This is a genomic window from Vibrio spartinae (assembly GCF_024347135.1).
GTDB classification, from domain to species: domain Bacteria; phylum Pseudomonadota; class Gammaproteobacteria; order Enterobacterales; family Vibrionaceae; genus Vibrio; species Vibrio spartinae.
The window spans coordinates 1185566-1209524 of record NZ_AP024907.1 but is presented as its reverse complement, the minus strand read 5'-3'; the positions used below and the strand labels follow the sequence as shown (position 1 = coordinate 1209524).

Below are 23959 nucleotides of genomic sequence, written 5' to 3'. Positions count from 1 at the left end.
TCATCTCGTAATATCAGGGTCATAAATAGATCCATAAGGGAATTGTTCTGACCAACTCTGCTCCACTCCCGGCATCTGTGACTGTTTTTTCACTCGAAATTCAATCGCTTCACCCCATGTTTTAGGTATTTGACCATTCAGTTTAAACCGACGGGCCTGATCTGGTGATATAGGTTCATCATAGTTCCGAAGATTAGCTTCAACCTTAATGTTAGCTTCCCGTGCAGCAAGTATACGAGTATTATCGGCACTTGTCGGCGCTCTATCAGGCATCATAACGACATCAACAGGGTCACCACTCCAACCATTTTCCTTCATTGACTGAACAAGGTGATCATAATTTAGTTCAGAATTTTTCTTTTGATAAGCTACGGTAGCTTGAGAAAATGAAATTTCCTGAGGGTCTAGCTTAACTAGTTTGTTTCCAGCAAAACTACTATCCCCCGCCTTCTCAATCACCCCCTGCGCACTCGACTGTCCGGCAAACTTCCCCTTAACAACGGCTGAGCCACTACCTTTTAATTTACTCCTCCATCCATTCCCTGAAGTCCCCATTGCGGCAATAGTCGAAAGCGCAACATCCGTCAGATCACTAGCCTTCTTAGGTGTTATATCACCGCCACTTAAATTATTTTGAACACCATACTGAGCCGCAGCGTTAGTAATATACTCATGAGAAGCTGCATTTTCGTAATCCAATTCCCGATCAAAGAACGACTGATTGCTATCACTTGTCGCAGCCTCAATTTCCGACAAATGTCCCTGACAGGCATCACTATCTCCACGACGGCAATTCTGAATCGCTACTGCATTATTCTCTTCACTAATCTGTTTATATTTTTCCCGAACCTGCTCCTGACACTGATCATTACCGTCGCATTTCTTAAACTCCTTAAGAGCATTCATTTTATCAATGTGATTCAGATAATTATTAGCATATACCCCTTCTCCGGCGCTTTGCCCGGTTGAGATGCCGCTTTCATCACCCGTCGCAATCCATCCGGCAATACCGCCAACCAGACCGGATAGTTGAGTTTGTGCCTCGGTATTCAATCCGGTATGGCCAATTGCATCTGCCGTAATTTCAGAGGCAACACCACCCGCAGCTCCAGCGGCAAAATCACCACCGGATAATTCGGCAAGCCCGCCTTGCGTCAAACCATGCAACAGCGCTTTGGTGAAGCCGCCTTCAGCCAGTGTCACGCCATCAATCACATCCCCGGCACCCAAGTCACCAATGCCATCAGCCACTTTCGCTCCGGCATAGTTGATTGCTGCCTGTTTTAAGCCGTTGGCAAAATTGTCGGAGAAACTCCCTCCCTGAATCGCGCTACTGACGCCAGACTGAACCGCTGTCCGTGAGACCTGTTGTGTCACCTGATCCATGACACTACCACTATTGGCATACTGTGCGATATCCATCCCACGCATCACACCAGCTGTGACCACTGCAGTCGCCAGTGACTTCATGTTGCCCGAGCTGCCTAAATCATGGAAAGTGTGGCCCAGATTGCCTTGATTACTAACCAACGCAATACTGGCCTGAGTCACCAGTGAAGTAAATGCTGCACTGCCCATTGCACTGGCAACTGATGCCACCGATGCAGCAGTTGCCGCTGAAACACCAGCTGCGGCTGCGGAACTTCCGGCGGCCCCCGCAGCCATATTTCCTGCCGCTGCCGCAGCACCAGAACCGGCTGTCGCCACAGCAACGGCAATGGCAATCATCGCTGCTGCCGGTCCACTCAAATGAGAATCGCTGTATGACCATTGATCAAAGGCTTCATTCACTGCATGCCAGTCGACATTCGGGTTATCTTTGAGTTGAGCAACCCATGCATATTCCCCATTCGCTGGGAGCTGATCCAACGTCCGAGCCAGATTATTTCCGGTGGAAACATAATCCACTTCCATGCCCAGTGCACCGGCAAGTGTAATCTTGCCACCGCTACTCATACTGGTCAGTTTCTGCGTGGTCGATGTTTTACCTTCACCACTGACCTTGACCATAAATCCGCTTTTGGTCTCATCGTGGCGGTAGAAACTGCTTTCTTCAGCAGATTTCAAAGCCAGTACCCCATGGGTCGAACGCAGCGTAATATCCTGACCAGCATTGAGTACCGATGCCTGATGTAACTGATTATCCTGACTGGTAATATTCACCGAGCCACCAGCAGAGAAAGACGTTCCTTTCGCCCGGGTGTTTTGAATTTCAGTATCGGAGACCGAACTTCCCCAGAAGCCTTTGCGTTTTCGGTAATGCCGCTCATAATCCGTTTCATCACCAGCGACAGCCATTAACGTGCCGCCACTGCTCACGGTCAGGTCATTCTGAGCAGATAGTCCGGCAGCAACCAGTGTGGCATCCCCACCGGTTGTCAATTGCAGATCATTTCCAGCCTGAATCTGAACCCCCTGTTGACGGGTTCTGCTGATAATGTCTTTCTTTCGGGAAGCATCGTAACTATCCAGAAAATAGGTTTCATTCGCACTCAGGCGCAGATCGCCACCAATTCCCAGAGACACATTGTTACCGGCAGACAAACTCCCACCGGTGGCACGCATATCACCGCCTGTCAGAATATTCAGGTCATTGCCGGCCGAAAGCGCATTATCGAGGTAACCAATTTCGGATTTTTTAATCGTTGCCTTACCATCCCGATATTCGCTGTATGTTTTGTCTTCCTGACTGGTTAGCAGAATGTCATTGGCAACACTAAGATTTAAATCACCGCCACTAGAGAGCCGACTGCCAATCCCGATATAAGAACCACCTGCCTGAAGATTCAGATCCCCGGAAGACTGAATTGAAGCGGTCTGATCAAGTATCGTGCTAGTAAAGCGAATATTGTCCGCATTGGATGAAACCTTATTTCCCTGATCGTCAATATTGAGTTGATCTGACAAAGTTTCATTGATAATGCTGCCGCTGGTACTAAGCAATGCAACATTGTCTCCGTCAATCACCCCACTTTGGTTGACAATATCGCCGGTGGCGATCAACGCCAGATCATTATTGGCGCTGAGTGTACCGCGGGTATTGCTGATGCCTCCGCGGCTGGCAATGTTCAAATCTTGACGGGCACTGACTGACCCACTGTTGGCGAAATCCCCCGTGCCGATATTAACGTTGCCGCCGGCAAGCAATGCCCCGTTCGAAATATTGTCTTGTGAGGCAGAAGAGAGGTACAGTTTCGGTGCCATCACCGTCTGACCATTCACTTCAATCGGCTCATACCAGATAATATCGTGGCTCAAACGGGCAATTTGTTCATCGGTTAACGCCACACCATTTTGCAGGTTTAAGCTATTTTTTTGCTGTGCTGCCGAGTCAATCAACTGCTTCATCTGCGCCAGATCGCTGCCAATATCATCACTCAGATATCGTTTGCCGGTCTGCTCAAAAATTTCCTGCGTGATCGTTCTGGTGTCGTAATAGGCATCCCCGAGAAACTTCTCTTTCTGCTCCGGATCGTAATTTAACTGGTCTTTGAAATAGTCCGAGCCGAGGAAATTATTCAGGTTGGTGACCGCAGGGTTGGTTGCGATCAAATAATCACTTTGGGGGCCGTCAGAGAAGACAAATAAACCATGCGGGCTGGTCGGCAGCCGATAGTCAGGAAATGGAATGCTGTTCTGATTGGGTAAGTTGACCGTCGGTGCGGTGACAGCGCTGCTATTGCTGAGCGTCACTGTTGTCGCTGATTTACCGCCCTGAGGCACAGGACGGGTCATTGATGTCATATTCGGTGTGGATTGTGCTGCCAGACCGGAATCCGATTGAGCCTGCCCTGACTGAAGTGCCGCGCCTGAATCATCGGCCAGCGGCGTCAGTTGCATACGGTGTGTTGTTGCTGACTGTGACTGAACGGTGCCCGATGTATCTGACGACCCCTGAGTCACCTGTATGCTCTGAGCGGTTCCTGAACCTTGTGCGGTTTGGAATGATGGTGTGGTGCCGGATGTATCTGATGACCCCTGAGTCATCTGGACGCTCTGAGCCGTTCCTGCGCCTTGTGCGGTTTGGAGTGATGGTGTGGTATCTGACGGCCCCTGAGTCACCTGTATGCCCTGAGCGGTTCCGCCGCCTTGTGCGGTTTGGAGGGATGGTGTGGTATCTGATGACCCCTGAGTCGCCTGTACCCCCTGAGCGATTCCGCCGCCTTGTGCGGTTTGGAGGGACTGCGCTGAATCAGACACATCTTGCGTTGACGTCACCCCCTGACCTGTACCCGGGGTATGTTGCGTGGTCTGTACGTCGGCTTGTACCCCTAACGGCCCTTGTGTGGCACGGGTCGTACGGGCCGATTGGGTCGGCTGCATGCCCGCAGCATTAATCCCAATGACTGAATTATTGGTGCGGTTCTGGACGTTGAGGGTTAGGTTATCGCGGGCGGTGATAGAAGACTGAAGTACCGAGCCTGAGCCAACTTGAACTCTGCGTGTACCTTGTAAATAAAAAGAATCTGGAGAATAACGACTGTTCCCTATACCAGAAAAAGATAGTAATCCATCATCCTTATAACTATGACCACCTACGTTCCACAACCATGCCCCCCCCCGCCGCGGCTTTAGCGAATAGTCAAAATAGGTTATAAAACGATTAAACTGATGTCCTTGGTTCAGTAAATGAGTGACTGATATCGCAACGTTTTTTCCAGAAATCAAACTTGATTCATTGGCTAAATTATCAGCATAAATGTTCAGATTGTTACCTGCGGCAATCCGGCCTTGGGGGGTAGCGTTTTTTAGCGTCTCACTCTCCTGATAAGCAACTGCCGAATAGGTCTTACCACCAATAATATAATAATAAACGTAATCAATACTTGGACCATTCCTCCCTATACTGTAACCACCCGAACCTATCGTCACATCAAGAGCAAATGGTGCGTCAGAACTCTCCCCTATAATATGAGGCTTACCATTGACAAAAATCTTTTTCCCCGGCTTGTCGCAGTAGGAACAACTGTCATACGCTCTTTTAACGGCAATATTATCAAAATCAGCAGGTACAATATCTCCTCCCCCCCCCGGAATATTTCCTCTCAAATCCTGAGTCTGGTTAACAATATCCAACACAGTCCGCTTATTCAGCACACTATCTGCGTAAATACCGATATTCCCGCCCAGTGACTCGATACTTCCTGAGCTATTGGTCAGGTTACGGCTGCGGGTTTTATTGCTATCTCTGGCGATCAGCAGATCGTTACCCACCACAATATCGCTGTAGTTGGTCAAGGTGTCAGAGAACAGGTTTCCGTTCCGCCCGGCATAAAGCAAACTGTGGTTATCGATATGACCCGTTGCATGAACCGTCATATCATTCAGGGCGACCAATGAACCGGTGTTGGTTAGAGATCCGGTGGTCAGATGCAAATCATTGAGTGCCTGCAACTGCCCCTGATTGGTGGTTGTTCCGGCACGCAGTACGGTGTTCTGACCGGAAATGATTCCGGCGGTATGATTGGTGAGTGTCCCGCCAACGCCAGTTCCGTCAACGCCAGTTCCGTCAACGCCAGTTCCGTCAACGCCGATTCCGTCAACGCCGATAGTGGTTGTGCCTTGTGAAGATAGTTCGCCGTCATTGGTTAACGCGGCTGCCACAAGAGTCAGGTCTTTTCCGGCAGAGATATGCTGCCCGGCACCAACGGTGAAATCACCCTGCGTCGCAATCGTGATACTGCCGTGTTTGGCATCAATCTGACCACTGTTGATCAGTGAGCTACTGCGGGTTTGCGCACTGTCTTTGGCAATCAGCACACTGTTTCCGGCATAAATTTTATTCTGGTTATTCACCTGATCGGCCAGCAAGCTGGCATTATTGCCTGCCGAAATATTGCCGTGACTGGTCAGTGTATGAATGATATTGAAAACCGCATTGCGTCCGGCAACCAAAGCGCCTGAGTTTGCCAACACACCAGCGTTCAGTCCCAAATCAGTGAGCGCCTGAAGTTGGCCGGTATTGGTGACGGACTGCGTCGTCACGGTGGTGCTCTGACCGGAGATTAAACCGTGGTTAGTCAGAGCATTGTCCAGCGCCAGCGCCGTATTCCCTTGCGTAGACACTTCCCCGTTATTAGTCAAGCTGTTGGCTTGTAGGGTCAAGCCTTGTCCGGCGATCCAATGCTGCCCGGCACTGACCATCACATTATCATGGGTCGCAACGGTGAGATGCCCTGCTTTGGCATTGAGGCTGCCGTCGGTATTATCAAATGTCGTATTGCGGGTTTGAGCGCTATCTCTGGCAATCAGCAGATTATTGTCGGCAAATACACGCCCTTTGTTAGTCAGATGATCAGTCAACAAACTGGCATCGTGGTTGGCTGATATCGCACCGCTGTTGCTGAGCTGGTTTACCACATTCAGGGTTATGTCGCTGAGCGCGGCCAGCGTGCCGCTGTTAGCCAGTGCATTCGTGGTTAAACCGAGATCACTCAAGGACTGAAGCTGCCCGCTATTGGTCACGGAGTGAGTCGTTACCGTTGTGCTCTGACCAGAAATTAAACCGTGGTTGGTCAAAGCATCATTCAGTGTCAGCGAGGTATTGCCTTGGGCAGAGACTTCTCCGTCATTGGTCAGACTATTGGCTTGTAAGGTTAGATTCTGTCCGGCAACCCAATGTTGTCCGGCACTAACCATCACATCACCATGTGTCGCAACGATGAGATGCCCTGCTTTCGCCGTCAGGCTGCCGTCGGTATTGTTGAACGTGGTATTACGGGTTTGATGGGTATCTTTGGCGATCAGCAGGTCATGACCGGCAAACACGCGGCCATGATTGCTCAGGTTATCGGTCAACAGGCTGGCATCGTGGTTGGCTGATATCGCACCGCTGTTGCTGAGCTGATTTGCCACATTCAGCGTCATATCATTAAGGGCGGCCAGTGTGCCGCTGTTATCCAATGCATCCGCTGTTAAACCAAGATCACTCAAGGACTGAAGCTGACCGGTATTAGTGACTGACTGCGATGTAATCGTCGCCTTCTGACCGGAAACTAAGCCGTGGTTGGTCAAGGCATGATTCAGTGTCAGCGAAGTATTGCCTTGCGCAGACACTTCTCCGTCATTGGTCAGACTGTTGGCTTGTAAGGTTAAATTCTGTCCGGCAACCCAATGTTGCCCGGTACTGACACTCACATCATCATGGGTCGCAATGGTGAGATGCCCTGCTTTCGCTGTTAGGCTGCCGTCAGTATTGTCGAAGGTGGTATTACGGGTTTGATTGGTATCTTTGGCAATCAGCAGATTATTGTCGGCAAACACGCGGCCATGATTGCTCAGGTTATCAGTCAACAGGCTGGCATCGTGATCCGCTGATACGGTGCCACTGTTGCCGAGCTGATTTACCACATTCAGGGTTATATCGTTGAGCGCGGCCAGTGTGCCGCTGTTATCCAGTGCATCTGCTGTTAAACCGAGATCGTTCAAGGACTGAAGTTGGCCGGTATTGGATACCGACTGGGATTTGACCGTTGTATTCTGACCGGAAACTAAACCGTGGTTAGTGAAGGCATTATCCAGTGTCAGTGACGTCTCACCTTGCGCTGTCACTTCTCCGCCATTGGTCAGACTATTGGCATATACGGTCACATCCTGTCCGGCCATCCAATGCTGCTCTGCACTGACAATGACATCACCATGGGTCGCAACGGTGAGATGCCCGGCTTTGGCATTCAGGCTGCCATCGGTATTATCAAAGGTGGTATTACGAGTTTGGTTACTATCTTTGGCAACCAACAGGTTATTGCCAGCAAATACACGCCCCTTGTTGGTCAGATTGTCAGTCAACAAACTGGCATTGTGATTGGCTGATATCGCACCGCTGTTGCTGAGCTGATTTGCCACATTCAGCGTCATATCACTAAGGGCGGCCAATGTCCCGCTGTTATCCAGCGCATCCGCTGTTAAACCGAGAGCACTCAACGACTGAAGTTGACCGAGGTTGGTTACCGACTGGGCTTTAACCGTAGTGGCCTGACCGGAAATCAAGCCACCGGTTTGATTGGTCAAATCCGTGTTGATCGTCAGTTGATTATGACCCTGTGCCAACAGCTCACCGCTGTTGGTCAAGGTATCGGCCGTTACAATCAGATCAGACTCTGTTTGTTCAACCGTTCGCTGCTCAGGTGTCATAATAGCTTGATCACCAGCCGACACCCGCCCTTGGTTATCAATCAGCGCTGCACTCAGCTTAATATTTTCCCCTGCAAGAACAGCCCCGCTCCCGCGATTCAACAACCTATCTGTGACCGTCAGATCGATATCATTGAATGCGACAAGTGTCCCGCTATTATTCAGCGCATCCGTCGTTAAACCGAAATCAGTGAGCGACTGCATCTGGCCGATATTGGTGACAGACTGAGCCCTGATAGTGGTGCTCTGACCGGAGACTAAACCGTGGTTGGTCAAGGCATTATCCAGTGTCAGCGAAGTATTGCCTTGGGCAGACACTTCCCCGTCATTGGTCAGACTGTCGGCATGTACGGTTACATCCTGTCCGGCCATCCAATGCTGTCCGGCACTGACCATGACATCACCATGGGTCGCAATGGTGAGCTGACCGGCTTTCGCTGTCAGGCTGCCGTCGGTATTGTCAAAGGTGGTATTGCGGGTTTGATGGGTATCTTTGGCAATCAGCAGATCATGACCGGCAAGCACAGTTCCATGATTGGTCAGATTGTCAGTCAACAGGCTGGCATCGTGGTTGGCTGATATCGCACCGCTGTTGCTAAGCTGATTTGCTATATTCAGCGTCATATCATTAAGAGCGGCCAGTGTGCCGCTGTTATCCAATGCATCCGCTGTTAAACCAAGATCACTCAAGGACTGAAGCTGACCAGTATTAGTGACTGACTGCGATGTAATCGTCGCCTTCTGACCGGAAACTAAACCGTGGTTGGTCAAGGCATGATTCAGTGTCAGCGAAGTATTGCCTTGCGCAGACACTTCTCCGTCATTGGTCAGACTGTTGGCTTGTAAGGTTAAATTCTGTCCGGCAACCCAATGTTGCCCGGTACTGACACTCACATCATCATGGGTCGCAATGGTGAGATGCCCTGCTTTCGCTGTTAGGCTGCCGTCAGTATTGTCGAAGGTGGTATTGCGGGTTTGATTGCTATCTTTGGCAATCAGCAGATCATGACCGGCAAATACAGCCCCCTTGTTGGTCAGATTGTCAGTCAACAAACTGGCATTGTGACTGGCTGATATCGCACCACTGTTGCTGAGCTGATTTGCCACATTTAGGGTTATGTCACTGAGAGCAGCCAGTGTCCCGCTGTTATCCAGCGCATCCGCCGTTAAACCGAGAGCACTCAAAGATTGAAGTTGGCCGGTATTGGATACCGACTGAGATTTGACCGTTGTATTCTGACCGGAGACTAAACCGTGGTTAGTGAAGGCATTATCCAGTGTCAGTGACGTCTCACCTTGCGCTGTCACTTCCCCGTTATTAATCAGACTATTGGCATATACGGTCACATCCTGTCCGGCCATCCAATGCTGTCCTGCACTGACACTCACATCACCATGGGTCGCAACGGTGAGATGCCCGGCTTTCGCGGTGAGACTGCCGTCGGTATTATCAAAGGAGGTATTGCGGGTTTGATGGGTATCTTTGGCAATCAACAGATTATTGCCAGCAAATACACGCCCCTTATTGATCAGATTATCAGTCAACAGACTGGCATTGTGATTGGCTGATATCGCACCGCTATTACTGAGCCGGTTTACCACATTCAGCGTCATATCACTAAGGGCGGCCAGTGTCCCGCTGTTATCCAGCGCATCCGCCGTTAAACCGAGATCACTCAACGACTGAAGCTGACCAGCATTGGTCACCGACTGGGCTTTCACCGTAGTGGCCTGACCGGAAATCAAGCCACCGGTTTGATTGGTCAAATCCGTGTTGATCGTCAGTTGATTGTTGCCCAGAGCCAGTAGCTCACCGCTGTTGGTCAGTGCATCGGCCGTTACAATCAGATCAGACTCTGTTTGTTCAACCGTTCGCTGCTCAGGTGTCATAATAGCTTGATCACCAGCCGACACCCGCCCTTGGTTATCAATCAGCGCTGCACTCAGCTTAATATTTTCCCCTGCGAGAACAGCCCCGCTCCCGCGATTCAGCAACCTATCTGTGACCGTCAGATCGATATCATTGAATGCGACGAGTGTCCCGCTGTTATCCAGTGCATCTGCGGTTAAACCGAGGTCACTCAAAGACTGAAGTTGACCGGTATTGGTCACAGACTGCGCTACAAGCGTCGTATTCTGACCGGAAACTAAACCGTGGTTGGTCAAGGCATTATCCAGCGTCAGTGCCGTATTGCCTTGCGCAGATACTTCCCCGTCATTAGTCAGCCTATTGGCTTGTAAGGTCACATCCTGTCCGGCTGTCCAATGCTGTCCTGCACTGACCATGACATCACCATGGGTCGCAATGGTGAGCTGACCGGCTTTCGCCGTCAGGCTGCCGTCGGTATTGTTGAACGTGGTATTGCGAGTCTGGTTGGTATCTTTGGCAATCAACAGATTATTGCCAGCAAATACACGCCCCTTATTGGTCAGATTATCAGTCAACAGACTGGCATTGTGATTGGCTGATATCGCACCGCTATTACTGAGCTGATTTGCCACATTCAGCGTCATATCACTAAGGGCGGCCAGTGTACCGCTGTTATCCAGCGCATCTGCGGTTAAACCGAGAGCACTCAAAGACTGAAGTTGACCGAGGTTGGTTACCGAAGGCGCTTTCACAGTGGTGAGCTGGCCGGAAATCAAGCCACCGGTTTGATTGGTCAAATCAGCCTTGATTGTCAGTTGATTGTTGCCCTGAGCCAACAGCTCACCGCTGTTGGTCAAGGTATCGGCCGTTACAATCAGATCAGACTCTGTTTGTTCAGCCGTTCGCTGCTCAGGTGTCATAATGGCCCCATCACCTGCCGACACCCGCCCTTGGTTATCAATCAGCGCTGCACTCAGCTTAATATTTTCCCCTGCAAGAACAGCCCCGCTCCCGCGATTCAGCAACCTATCTGTGACCGTCAGATCGACATCATTGAATGCAACGAATGTCCCGCTGTTATCCAGCGCATCCGTCGTCAAACCGAGGTTGGTCAGCGCCTGCATCTGGCCGGTATTGGTGACGGACTGAGCCGTCACAGTGGTGCTCTGACCGGAGACTAAACCGTGGTTAGTCAGGGCGTTGTCGAGTGTCAGCGACGTCTCACCTTGGGCAGACACTTCTCCGTCATTGGTCAGGCTGTTGGCATGTAAGGTCACATCCTGTTCGGCCATCCAATGCTGTCCTGCACTGACCATGACATCACCATGGGTCGCAATCGTAAGATGTCCCGCTTTGGCATTGAGGCTGCCGTCGGTATTGTCGAAGGTGGTATTGCGAGTCTGGTTGGTATCTTTGGCAATCAACAGGTTATTGCCAGCAAATACACGCCCCTTATTGGTCAGATTATCAGTCAACAGGCTGGCATTGTGGTTGGCTGATATCGCACCGCTGTTGCTGAGCTGATTTGCCACATTCAGCGTCATATCACTAAGGGCGGCCAGTGTGCCGCTGTTTGCCAATGCATTTGCCGTTAAACCGAGGTCACTCAACGACTGAAGCTGACCAGCATTGGTCACCGACCGGGCTTTGACGGTGGTGGCCTGACCGGAAATCAAGCCACCGGTTTGGTTGGTCAAATCGGCGTTGATCGTCAGTTGATTGTTGCCTTGTGCCAGCAATTGACCGCTGTTGGTCAACGTATCGGCGGTTACGGTCAAACCGACATCGGATCCGGTTGCCGATGGCTTCGCTGTCACAATCGCCTGATCGCCTGCCGAAACTCGCCCTTGGTTATCAATTCGCCCTGCATTCAATACAATGTGGTTACCGGCAAGCACCGAACCACGACTGGTCAGATCGTGCGTGATATGCAGCGTGACATTAGCTAATCCAGCCAGGACACCACTGTTCTCGAACGATTCAGCCGTTAACCCCAGATCACTTAAAGACTGCAACTGTCCCTGATTATTGACAGCGTGAGCATTGAGGCGTGTTGCCTGACCGGAAATCAGACCGGTGTCCCGGTTCAACACATGTTGATCCAGCGTGAGGTCGGTGTGATGGGTCGCAGCCAGCTCTCCGCCATTATCCAACTGATGACCGTCCAGCCGGAGATCATGGCCGGCAATGATATGGCCGCTTTGTTGTTGGGTCACGGTGTCGGTAACAATCTCAATATCGCCATTGTGGGTTTCAAACCGACCGGCATTGTTCAGGCTGTCACTACGGTTTTGCTGTTGATCGGCAGCGACCAACAGATGCGCACCGGCATAGACGGTACCCTGATTGTCTACCTGAGCGGCCAGCAAGCTGACATGCTCGACAGCGGATACCGCTCCCGTATTCAAGAGATGATCGCTGACGCTCAATGTGGTGTTCAACGCGGTTAACGTGCCGCTGTTTTCCAGCGATGATACGGTCAGTCCTAAATTCCCCAGCGCCTGAAGTTGCCCGTGGTTGTTCACCGATTGTGCGTCAATGCTGGTGGTCTGACCGGAAATCAGCGCATCCGTTTGGTTCGTCAGTCCGGCATGTGCAGTTGTGACACCGTCCAGTATCAGACGGGTATTGTCTTGAGCGGTGATTTCCGCGCTATTGTTCAGTGTTGCCGCTGTAAGAGTGAGATTTTTACCGGCAAAGAGATGTTGACCGGCGCTGACTTGGAGATCGCCTTGGGTTGCAATGGTGAGATTGCCTGACTCCGCATTGAGGCTACCGTCAGTATTATCGAACGTGGTATTGCGGGATTGATTGGTATCTTTGGCAATCAGCAGGTTATCACGGGCAACAATGTGGCCGCTGTTGGTCAGGTTGTCCGTCAGTAAACGGGCATCATGTGCTGCCGAGACCGTGCCGCGATTGGTGAAATGATGGGTAACAGTCAGCGTTGCATCACTGAGTGCCGCGAGTGTCCCGCGATTATTGAGTGCATCCGTGGTCAGCCCCAAATCGGTCAGCGCCTGTAACTGCCCGGCATTGTTTACCGATTTCGCCTGTACGGTGGTCACCTGTCCGGAAATCAGACCGTTGGCCTGATTATCCAGTTGACCGGTTACAGTCACGTTTGTGTCCTGCTGCGCTGACAGCTCACCGCTGTTGGTCACCGCACCGCCATCAATAACGAGCTGCTGCCCGGATGTCACCGTGCCGCGGTTGGTTAATTGTGCCTGTGCCGTCAGATGAGTATTGCCGAGCGCCGATACATCGCCCTCGTTATTGAGCGTGTGTCCCGTTAACGTGACATCCTCACCGGACTGCATCGTACCGCGTTGCGTCAACACATCGACCGTTGCCAGCAATCGGCCTTGCGTGACCAACTGACTGTCATCACCGGTCTGCATCTTACCGTCAACTGTCAGGCGGGTCTCGCCACCGGACTGGAGTGTGCCGTTCAGGGTCAATTGATCAGCCTGAATCCCGACACTCGTATTCGCAGCACTGTCCCCTGACAAGGTGACCGACCCGCCGCTGATATCCAGTGCCTGTCCTGCTTGTAAGATGCCGCTTTCCTGTGTCAGCCGTTGAGCCTTCACGTGTAGATTTTGCGCGGCAACATGACCTTTTAAGGTCGCAGCGGTTGCATCGATATTCATGTCACCGCGGGTGGTCAGCTTACCTTGCTGATTGAGCGTTCCGGCCGTCACTGTCAGTTGTTCTGCTGCGCTCACGTCACTGTGCTCATCGGTCGTCAGCGCCTGACGAGCCTGCACATCCAGTGTTTGGGCAGTGAGATGCGTATCCAGTGTCAAACGGTCACTATTGATTGTGATATCTGAGGCCGTCAGATGACCATCACCAACCAGACTCGCCTCGGTACCATTGACACTCAGTTGATGCGTGGCCGCAACCGTACCACGGTTATCGAGCTTGCCAAGCTGATTCAGCGTCATCTCCTGACCATACATCAGGCTGTCTTGATCTACGGTGGCATGACGCACTTTTGTTGTCAGTTGCTGATTGGCGATCAAGTTGCTCGCGTTGATGTTCAAATCATGGCTCTGCACATTAACTATGCCGCCCGTCAGCCGGTTACCGTCAGCATCAACACCGGCTTCAACCAGACTCTGATTGAGTGTCACCGCATCAGCGGCAGTCAGAGAGACGCTTTGACCGGCAGCTAATATATCGCTATCGGCATGCACAGTCTGTCCCGAGACCGAGACCGCCTGCTTTGCATACTGACTCCCCTTCAATGTCACACCGGACTGACTGCTAACCGCCAAGTTAGTCTGGGCACTGGATTTGCCAAGTGTGACCTGTCCGTCTGCGCTAATCTGAATCTCGCCCTGACTCGCCGACAGGTTGCCGACATTCACCCCGACTCCGGCATCGGTTGCTACCAAGGCAATCCGCCCGGCATACATGCCCCCCAGATTGGAAGAATCGATGGCTAACTCAGGCGCGGTGTCTTGATCGTCAGCCGTTGTGGCTGTGACTTGATTACTCTGATAACTGACCCGGTTCTTCCCGGTAACGACACTCAGGTCATTGGCATGGATTTCTGCATTGAGCTGTGCGGTGCGGGTGATGATGTCAAAATAGCTCTGATGGGTTGCATCAAGCCCCAGCCCTTCAATACTGACACTGCCTTGGGAGACATCAAATCCGGTGACATTGCCATTGTCGATCAACGGGGTACCGGTCGACAGGGTCACCCGGGGCGTGTTGATAAAACCACAACCATTACAGGTAATCCCGTACGGGTTGGTTAAAATGACATTGGCGCCCTGACCGAACACTTCGGTATAGCCCTGTAACTGACTGCGGCTTGCACCTGTTACTTCGTTAAGAATGACGGTTGCAGCCTGACCATGCAGGTTGGGGTTATTTTGCAAATACCCACCCAGTTGTGACTGAGCGACCTGCGCGGTCGAGTTATTAAGAATTAAGCCCGACGGGTCTACATTAAACTGCTGGTACTGGTTGTGGGATAAACCGTTGGCATTGGGCGTGGCGATATTGACCACTTCAACCCCATTGCCGGCATGATTCACCGAGGTATTGTGCTGGCTGTTGTCCACAATCACATGAGCCAACAGCGGCTGAATATTGAATGTCCAGCAGATAACGTAGACCAGTGAGCGCTGCCAGAAAGTGACGGGTTTTATCATTTTTTTTGTACCTTACTGTAGACTTTGCTTTGTACCTAGCGGCTTAAATCGCGATATTCAGACGATAATTGACGATATAGTGATCAGCATCCAGCGCTCCGGGAGCATCCAGTGGCATGCCGATCGCAATACTGCTGCTGAACCGGTGGCTGCGGGTCCGGATGGCGAGACGGGTGCCCATCAGCGAGCCGCGCTCCAGCGCATCATTTTTATCCCGGACAATTGAACCGGTATCGACTGCCCACTGCGCGCTGACCTGACCGATATACGGCAGTGTGCCCAGCGGATAGCTGAGATCATTGCGCCAGTAATACCCTTGATCACCGCTGATCGAGACATCTTTAAACCCACGCACCGAATACTCGCCCCCGATACTTAAGCGCTGGCTGCTATAGAGTGTGTCGTTACTCCACTGAGCAAATAGGGTACTGGTGAACACCGGGCCGGACTGAAACGGCTGGGTATAACTGGCGGTGAGTGTCCCTTTACGGAACTGTGCCTTGGGGAAGCCCGGTTGATTGCGTTCACCGCCAAACAGGTCTGAGCCCATGGTCAGGCGCGGTGACACGGTCAGAAACCCTGAGCCAAGCCGAGTGCTGTAATCGAGGCCCACATAAGCCGATGACAGATTGCGTGAGCTGGCAATAATCAGGCTGTCCATGAGATAGTTTTTTTCGCGGCGGTGACTCAGACCGACCGTCACAAAAGACTTACTTTGGGCATCGCGCGCAAGCAGCCGTTTCAGCGTCACATCATGGCTATTGGTTTTGCCCGAAGTACCGAACACAAAATCATTGCTGACAAAACCACTTTCGTAATGGCTGTAAGTGGTGCGGTAATTGGTATTCCAGCGCCCGTAGGGAACATCCAGACTCAGGCTGAGACTTTCCGAGGCATGACCGGTCGGCGGGTCGAGACTCCGGCTGCCGGAGAAAGACCACTGATCGAGTGCATCAATAATATTTTCAGCATTGAAGGCATAACGAAACTGGGTTTCTCCCGTCGATTTCTGACCGGCATTTTCCACACCGACCGATGTATTTCCCCAAAATCGAGTGTCGCTCTGAATATCGACAATGCTGTATCCCTGTTTACTGCCCGGCCTGATTTTAATCTGGGCATTATAACGGGACAGACGGTTGATCTGATCGAGACCTTGCTCGATTTCACGCAGGTTAAATAAATGATCAATTAATCCCGGGAAAGCATTATTCAGAAATCCTTCCGTCCGACCATTAAATTTCAGTGCTTCCAGTTTGCCTTCCAGAATGACAATTTTTAATTCACCGCGACTCAAATCCTGAGGCACTAAATAAGCCCGGGAGGTGACATACCCGGCACTGATATATTGGTTGGTAATTATCCGCAGATATTCATTAATCTGTGACAGCCCCTGACAACCCGGTTTGAAATCAATCCAAGTCAGGATCTGCTGGTGAGAAAATATCGTATTGCCAGAAAAAACAATGTGTTGTATGGAAAAACACTGCTGCGCCCCAGAGGGCTCAGCGGGCGGCACGGTCGGTAATTCACTCAGCTGTTGAACGGACTGTTTCGCCTGCTCTATCTCTTGCAGACGTTGCCGCTGCTCCTGCTCAATACTTGCCTGAGTCGCAGGAGAAACCGGAGCTATGCCATTATCGCTATAGGCATAAAAAGAAATAAAATAACTACAACCAGCAAGAAATAAATATTTAGACAGCACTAATCGCTGAAAATGACATCTTCGCATTCAGGGAACAACCTAGCATTAAATATGATCCCAACAAGGGGATTTATTGTTTTTTTATTGGGGATGGATATTAGGTTACAAAAAAATCAATAGCAATATCATTCTCAAATTTGGTACACTATTTTTATTAAAAAATATTGATTATTTATCCGCGATCAACATTTTAAATATAACCATAGAGCAATCTATTTCATATTTAAATTTAATTAATATGAAGCGAATAATAATGGCATGTATATTTCACGGCGAAAAACCAGATTAGAAACAATACGCCTTGATTTTTTCACTGATAGCTTGTCCTCTGGTTATTTCCCGCTCTCGTTTTTTATGCAACATGCACTTTTATCCGACACATTTTATGCCATATTTTTTATTCCCTCGGTAAGACGCACCACCCCCAAATCATGTACCATAACCGACATGTGATGATTTGTTCATCGACACATATCACCTCAGGGGCAAAGGATAATCCAGTGAAAAAAAAACCCAGTTCGTTGAAAAAAACCAGTCAGTTGAAAAAAACAAGTACATTCATGGCATGGGTGACGCGAATGCCGCTGATCAAGCGTTGGGCACTGATGCACTGTTTTCAGGAAGAGAATGTTTCAGAACATTCACATCAGGTCGCTGTCATCGCGCATTTGCTGACGGTGATTAAAAATAAACGCTTCGGCGGCCAACTGAACCCGGAAAGAGCGGCGGTGATTGCGATTTATCATGAAATATCAGAAACCAAGTTGCAGGATATCAATTCCAAGACCAAGTACCACAGCCCGGAATTTACCGCTGCATTTAAAAAACTTGAGGATATTGCCGAGCAAGAGTGCCTGGATACTCTACCGGAAGACTTGCGTGATGAGTTCACCGGTCTGCTGGTGCAGAAACATGTCGATGCTGAGTATAAAACCATCGTCAAAGCTGCGGATATTCTCGCAGCTTATATCAAAACCTTAAATGAATTACGCTTTCACAATGATGAGTTTGTGCATGTCAAAGAAGGGCTCGACGGAACCATTGAAAAACTGACCGCCACCATGCCCGAAGTTGCGGTGTTTATGGAGGTTTTCTGCGACAGCTGTACCACCACTTTTGATAAAATTTCAGGTTGAATCAGCTCACCTTGACCGGGTGATAGCCACTGTGATCAGGGTGATAATCACTGTGATCAGAAAGCGCCGCAACTGCGGCGCTTTCTGTTGGATGTGAACGAATGGTGTTATTTCACCACCGTATTCAATAGTGCATCATCCGCTATTTCCGGAATCGTCACTTTCAGCCGCGGCTCAAGGGCCATCGCCCGTTGAATGGCAAAGCGCGCACCTTCATTTCTCGCCCAACTTCTGCGAGAAATACCATGATTGACATCCCAGTGCAGCATCGATTTCAGCCGGGTATCACACACCTCTGAGCCATCCAATACCATGCCGAATCCACCGTTGATCACTTCACCCCAGCCGACACCACCTCCGTTATGAATACTGACCCAAGTCGCTCCCCGGAAGGCATCACCGATAACATTGTGAATCGCCATGTCTGCTGTAAAGCGAGAGCCGTCGTAAATATTGGCGGTTTCCCGATATGGTGAATCCGTACCGGACACATCGTGATGATCACGTCCGAGAATCACCGGGGCAGAGATTTCTCCACGCTTTACGGCCTGATTAAACGCTGCCGCAATGCGCATCCGCCCTTCGGCATCGGCATATAAAATACGCGCTTGCGACCCGACAACCAGCTTGTTTTGTTCAGCCTGCTGAATCCATGACAGGTTATCCGCAATCTGCTGACGAATCTCTGCCGGAGCCTGCTGATGCATGGCTTCCAGAATCTCTGCGGCAATCCGGTCAGTGATGGCCAGATCATGGGGATCAGATGAAGCACAGACCCACCGGAAAGGACCGAATCCATAATCAAAACACATCGGCCCCATAATATCTTCAACATAAGAGGGATACTTAAACGAGCCGTCTGTCTTGAGAATATCAGCCCCAGCCCGACTTGCTTCCAACAGAAATGCATTGCCGTAATCGAAGAAATACATGCCTTTGGCCGTTAATTGATTAATCGCCGCCACATGGCGCTTCAATGTTGCCTGTACAGCGACCCGGAACTGCGCCGGTTCATGCGCCATCATCGTGCTGGATTCATCAAAAGTGTAACCGACCGGATAATAACCGCCCGCCCATGGATTATGCAGGGACGTCTGATCCGATCCTAAATCGATTTGGATATCCTCTGTAGCCAGTCGCTCCCACAAGTCAACAATGTTCCCCAGATAGGCCAAAGAGACGGGTTGATTATCGATTTGTGCCCGCTTGATCCGTTCCATCAGTGCGTCCAAATCCGGATGGACTTCATCCACCCAGCCTTGCTCATGACGTTTATAGGCCGCTTTCGGGTTAATTTCAGCAACAACGCCAATGGTTTGGGCAATCACCGCAGCCTTAGGCTGAGCGCCACTCATCCCCCCCAGACCAGAAGTCACGAACAGTGGTAACTTGCCCGGATCCCGATCGCGTTTCATTCTCACTGCGTTCATCACCGTGATCGTGGTGCCATGAACAATCCCTTGCGGGCCGATGTACATAAACGAGCCTGCTGTCATTTGTCCGTATTGGGTCACCCCTAAGGCATTGAACTTCTCCCAATCATCCGGCTTTGAATAATTGGGAATCATCATACCGTTGCTCACGACGACTCTCGGTGCATTGGGATGTGACGGATACAACCCCATCGGATGGCCGGAATAGAGTACCAGTGTCTGCTCATCGGTCATTTCCGCCAGATATTTCATCGTCAAACGATACTGAGCCCAATTTGAGAACACGGCACCATTGCCGCCATAGGTAATCAGCTCTTGCGGATGTTGGGCGACGGCTTCATCAAGGTTATTGCTCAACATCAGCATAATCGCTGCTGCCTGTTGCGACTGATGTGGAAAGGCATCGATTGAGCGTGCGGTAATCGGGTAATCCGGCATCAGCCGATACATATAAATCCGGCCATAGGTCTCCAGCTCCGCGTAAAACTCCGGAGCCAGGACGGCATGATGTTGTTTGTCGAAATAACGAAGTGCGTTTTTCACCGCAAGGATTTTCTCTTCGCGGCTCAGAATTGCTTTTCTTTTCGGTGCATGGCTGAGGTTCTCATTGCGCTCACGCTTGGGTGGCAAAGTTGCAGGAATCCCTTCTAAAATCATCGCTTTCAATGTCATATCATTTACCTTCATGTTTTACCCTGCCTCAATTCTTATTCTGCTTGATCCGTGGGATGGCCATGCGCCAACAGTGATTGCATCAACTGCTGTAAAAGTGGCCCGACACGCCGCTGTTTGGCCTGATCCAGTTGGTATTTGGCCAGCTCCGGTTGAGCGTCAGATGCATCGCTTTGAGAATGATGAGTCTGAGGGCGGTCCACAAGATAGGTCGCTTGAGAAAGCTCCAGTTGAACCGCGTGAATTTGCGCTGAGGGCTGCCCGTAATGACGGGTGATGTATCCCCCTTTGAAACGGCCGTTACACACATGGGTATACGGGCTGTGTCGCACCAACTCAGCCAGTTTTTCCAGCATAGTCGTGGCACAGGCAAGGCCATTGTTATTTCCGAGATTAAAGTCAGGCAAAGTCCCGTCAAACAACATCGGCACCTGAGCGGCAATACTGTGGGCATCGAACAGGATCGCGTAGCCGTGCCGGTCCCGAATCTGCGTGAGCGTCTCGCTGATTTTTTGATGATAAGGCTGCCAGATTTCAGCTTTGATACGCGCTTTCGTCGCCTCATCAAACCCTTCACCCTCAATAAATACAGGCTCACCAGAGAATAAGATGTCAGGAAATAACCCTGTGGTTTTACTGGTATACAGCGGTTGATCATCGATCGGACGATTAAGATCGACGACATAACGAGAATAATGGGCTTGAATGACGCTGACATCCATTTCTGTTAAGAAATCATACAGCGTCGGTAAATGCCAGTCAGTATCCGGTAGCGCTTTGGCCGCATCGGTCAGTTTGGCATCCATCCCCGGCAGTCGTGCCGTCCCGCTATGTGGCATACTGACCAAAAGCGGGCTCTGCCCGGCTCGAAAATGAAATGGCTGATCAATTGACGTCGACATCGCTTATTGCTCCCCTTTTGACTCGTGTTTTCAGTAAATCACCGCCAAGCCAGTAACTGAGTTCACCGGGACTTGCCACATCCCAGCAGACAAAATCAGCAACTTTCCCGACACTCAGTTGCCCGTGACTCTCGGCTAAACCCAAGGCTTGTGCAGCATGAATGGTGGTCGCAGCTAACGCCTCTTCCGGGGTCAGACCAAAGAGTGTACAAGCCATGTTCATCATCAGACGCAGTGAAAGCACAGGAGATGTGCCCGGATTAATGTCGGTAGCAACCGCCATCGGCACCTGATAGCGGCGTAACAGTTCGACGGGCGGACGTTGGGTCTCTTTGAGGGTGAAATAAGCTCCCGGTAACAACACGGCAACCGTGCCGGACTCACGCATTGCCGCGACATCCGTTTCAGTTATAAACTCCAGATGATCGGCAGAAAGCGCCTGAAAATGAGCCGCCAGTGTCGCGCCGCCCAGAGAGGATAATTGCTCCGCATGGAGCTTCACCGGCATCCCGCAAGCCTGAGCAGTGCGAAAATAACGTTCAACCTGTTCTGGGCTGAATGCAATGGTTTCACAAAAGGCATCCACGGCATCCGCCAGCTCGCGTTGGGCAATTTCCGGTAATAATTCATCACAGAGATAATCCATATAAGCATCGCTGCGACCTTGATACTCCGGTGGCACTGCATGGGCGGCCAGACATGTGGTACGAATATCAACCGGATACAGTTCAGCCAGCCGATGCGCCACTTCAAGCATCTTCACTTCATGTTCGGTCGAGAGACCATAACCTGATTTAATTTCCAGCGTGGTCACACCATCGCACATCAGAGATTTCAGCCGCCGGGCCGCCGAGGCCAGCAACTGCTCAGGCGTTTCCTGACGAGTCGCCTGAACCGAGGCTGCAATCCCGCCACCACGCTGGGCAATCGCTTGATAACTCATACCATTGAGCCGTTGCTCAAACTCATGTGCCCGATTCCCCCCGAACACCAAATGGGTATGACAATCAACGAAACCCGGAGTGACCCAGCCCCCGTGGAAATCGTGTTCTTGCTGCGCCTGATAGTCAGGCAACTCCGTCCGGCAGCCAATCCACGCGATTCGCCCGTCGCGCACACCAATCGCAGCATCTTCAATCACACTATATTGACCATTCGCCATGGTTGCAGCATGAAAACCATACCAAAGCGAATCCAAATTCAGCGGTTTATTCATGATGCTCCCTTATCACACTTGGGAGTAAACCAGCCGGCATCAATTCATTATGTACGGCTTCCGCCAGCAGTCCGTTGGCTTTTTCGATATCCGCAGCGAAATAACGGTCTTTGTCATAGAAAGGGACACGCGCACGTAAATCAGCACGCGCTTGCTCCAGCCGCTCCGTTGATTTCAACGGGGAACGGAAGTCCAAACCTTGTACCGCCGCCAGAATTTCAACGGCCAGAATACCGCGCGTATTTTCCGCCATATCTTTGAGTCGTCGGGCGGCAAATGTCGCCATGGACACATGATCCTCCTGATTCGCAGATGTCGGCAGACTATCGACCGATGCCGGATGAGCAAACGTTTTATTTTCACTGGCGAGTGCTGCCGCAGTCACTTGTGCGATCATGAACCCTGAATTGACGCCGCCGTTTTCCACCAAAAATGGCGGTAACTTACTCAGATGACTATCGATTAACAGCGCCATTCGTCGCTCTGACAGACTACCGATTTCAGCGATGGCAAGTGCCAGATTATCCGCAGCAAAAGCCACCGGTTCCGCATGGAAATTTCCCCCGGAAACAATATCGCCTTGCTCAGCAAACACCAGCGGGTTATCCGACACCGCATTGGCCTCAACAAGCAATGTGCTGGCGGCATGGCGAACCTGAGTTAAACATGCGCCCATCACCTGAGGCTGGCAGCGCAGTGAATATGGGTCTTGCACTTTTTCACAATTAGAATGTGATTCACCCAGTTCACTCAGTTCCGTCAGCAGATGCCGATAAGCCGCAGCCGCATCCATCTGGCCCTGATGCCCCCGGACGGCGTGAATCCGCTCATCAAACGGACGCCGGCTACCCAGTGCGGCTTCAACGGAGAGCGCACCGCAGACAATAGCGGAGGCATAAAGGTCTTCCGCTGCAAACAGCCCTTCGAGCGCAAAGGCGGTTGATGCTTGGGTGCCATTGAGCAGGGCAAGCCCTTCTTTCGGCGCTAATTGGATCGGTTCCATCCCTGCAATTGCCAATGCAGCCTGACCGGAAATGACTTCCCCTTTATAACGCGCCTGTCCTTCACCGAGCAGCACAGCACTCATGTGAGCCAGCGGCGCCAGATCACCCGAAGCGCCAACCGAACCTTTTTGTGGTACGCAGGGATATATTTCTTTGTTAATCAAGGTGATCATCGCTTCGACCACTGCAAGACGAATACCGGAATACCCGCGGGCAAGGCTGTTCACTTTGAGAACCATCATCAATCGGACGGTGGCATCATCCATGAATTTACCGATCCCGGCAGCGTGAGACAACACAATACTGCGCTGTAATTCATCTAAATCTTCCGTGGCAATCCGGGTATTGGCCAATAAACCAAACCCGGTATTAATCCCGTAAACCGCCTGGTCTTCGACAATCACTCGGTTCACCACCTCGGTACTGGCATGAATCGCGGCAATGGCCTGCCTGTCGAGCGAGATTTTGATCGGTTCCCGGCTGATTTGACGTAACTCACTGAGCGTGAGCTTTCCGGGGTGTAATGTTAATTCGGGCATGAGCTTATGTTCTCCATCACGTGCGCTGCAGGTCTGATACCGATACCGGCTTATCATGACATTACATGTCTATACAAGTTAACAAAACAATAAAAGTAAACCGTAACCAGCGCAAGTTTTTCTTCACATGAGTCACCACAAAACCCCATAAAAAAAGCAAGGGATATTCCCTTGCTTC

At 50.9% G+C, this 23959-nt stretch carries 7 protein-coding genes; 1 reads left to right on the top strand and 6 read right to left on the bottom strand.

Going from position 1 to position 23959, the window contains the following annotated elements; translation table 11 throughout:
* Together OCU60_RS05565 and OCU60_RS05560 are read right to left on the bottom strand one after the other, a co-directional pair.
* Positions 1-15174 (bottom strand): two-partner secretion domain-containing protein, encoded by a 15174-nt coding sequence (locus OCU60_RS05565; protein ID WP_261854741.1) that lies wholly within the window; start codon positions 15172-15174, stop codon positions 1-3.
* 43 nt (positions 15175-15217) lie between these two features.
* Positions 15218-16906, bottom strand: coding sequence for a ShlB/FhaC/HecB family hemolysin secretion/activation protein (locus OCU60_RS05560; RefSeq protein ID WP_083602737.1), 1689 nt, complete (start codon positions 16904-16906; stop codon positions 15218-15220).
* Between the two features lie 473 nt (positions 16907-17379).
* Between OCU60_RS05560 and yfbR the strand changes: the two genes are divergently transcribed.
* Entirely contained in the window at positions 17380-18015 is a 636-nt protein-coding gene (gene yfbR, locus OCU60_RS05555; RefSeq protein WP_228448990.1) for a 5'-deoxynucleotidase, read from the top strand.
* 107 nt (positions 18016-18122) lie between these two features.
* Here yfbR and OCU60_RS05550 read toward each other — a convergent pair whose 3' ends face one another.
* The 4 genes from OCU60_RS05550 to hutH are packed head-to-tail and all read right to left on the bottom strand — an operon-like array spanning position 18123 to position 23781.
* On the bottom strand, positions 18123-20135 hold the full coding sequence (locus OCU60_RS05550) for a urocanate hydratase (protein ID WP_205410529.1): 2013 nt from the start codon (positions 20133-20135) through the stop codon (positions 18123-18125).
* A 20-nt stretch (positions 20136-20155) separates the two neighbouring features.
* Positions 20156-21022 (bottom strand): N-formylglutamate deformylase, encoded by an 867-nt coding sequence (gene hutG, locus OCU60_RS05545; RefSeq protein WP_074374516.1) that lies wholly within the window; start codon positions 21020-21022, stop codon positions 20156-20158.
* Positions 21006-22220 carry an imidazolonepropionase gene (gene hutI, locus OCU60_RS05540; protein ID WP_074374522.1) on the bottom strand — a complete coding sequence of 405 codons (1215 nt, stop codon included), beginning with the start codon at positions 22218-22220 and terminating at the stop codon, positions 21006-21008. The genes hutG and hutI overlap by 17 nt, the downstream gene beginning before the upstream one ends.
* Positions 22221-22230: 10 nt before the next feature.
* Positions 22231-23781: a histidine ammonia-lyase gene (gene hutH, locus OCU60_RS05535; RefSeq protein ID WP_074374515.1), complete on the bottom strand. Its 1551-nt coding sequence runs from the start codon at positions 23779-23781 to the stop codon at positions 22231-22233.
* Positions 23782-23959: the final 178 nt, after the last annotated feature.

What these genes read in the sequence shown, in the direction of transcription:
- OCU60_RS05565 (WP_261854741.1), bottom strand. Translation starts at nt 15,174, where the DNA reads ATGATAAAACCCGTCACTTTCTGGCAGCGCTCACTGGTCTACGTTATC.
- OCU60_RS05560 (WP_083602737.1), bottom strand. Translation starts at nt 16,906, where the DNA reads ATGCGAAGATGTCATTTTCAGCGATTAGTGCTGTCTAAATATTTATTT.
- OCU60_RS05550 (WP_205410529.1), bottom strand. Translation starts at nt 20,135, where the DNA reads ATGAAGGTAAATGATATGACATTGAAAGCGATGATTTTAGAAGGGATT.
- hutG (WP_074374516.1), bottom strand. Translation starts at nt 21,022, where the DNA reads ATGTCGACGTCAATTGATCAGCCATTTCATTTTCGAGCCGGGCAGAGC.
- hutH (WP_074374515.1), bottom strand. Translation starts at nt 23,781, where the DNA reads ATGCCCGAATTAACATTACACCCCGGAAAGCTCACGCTCAGTGAGTTA.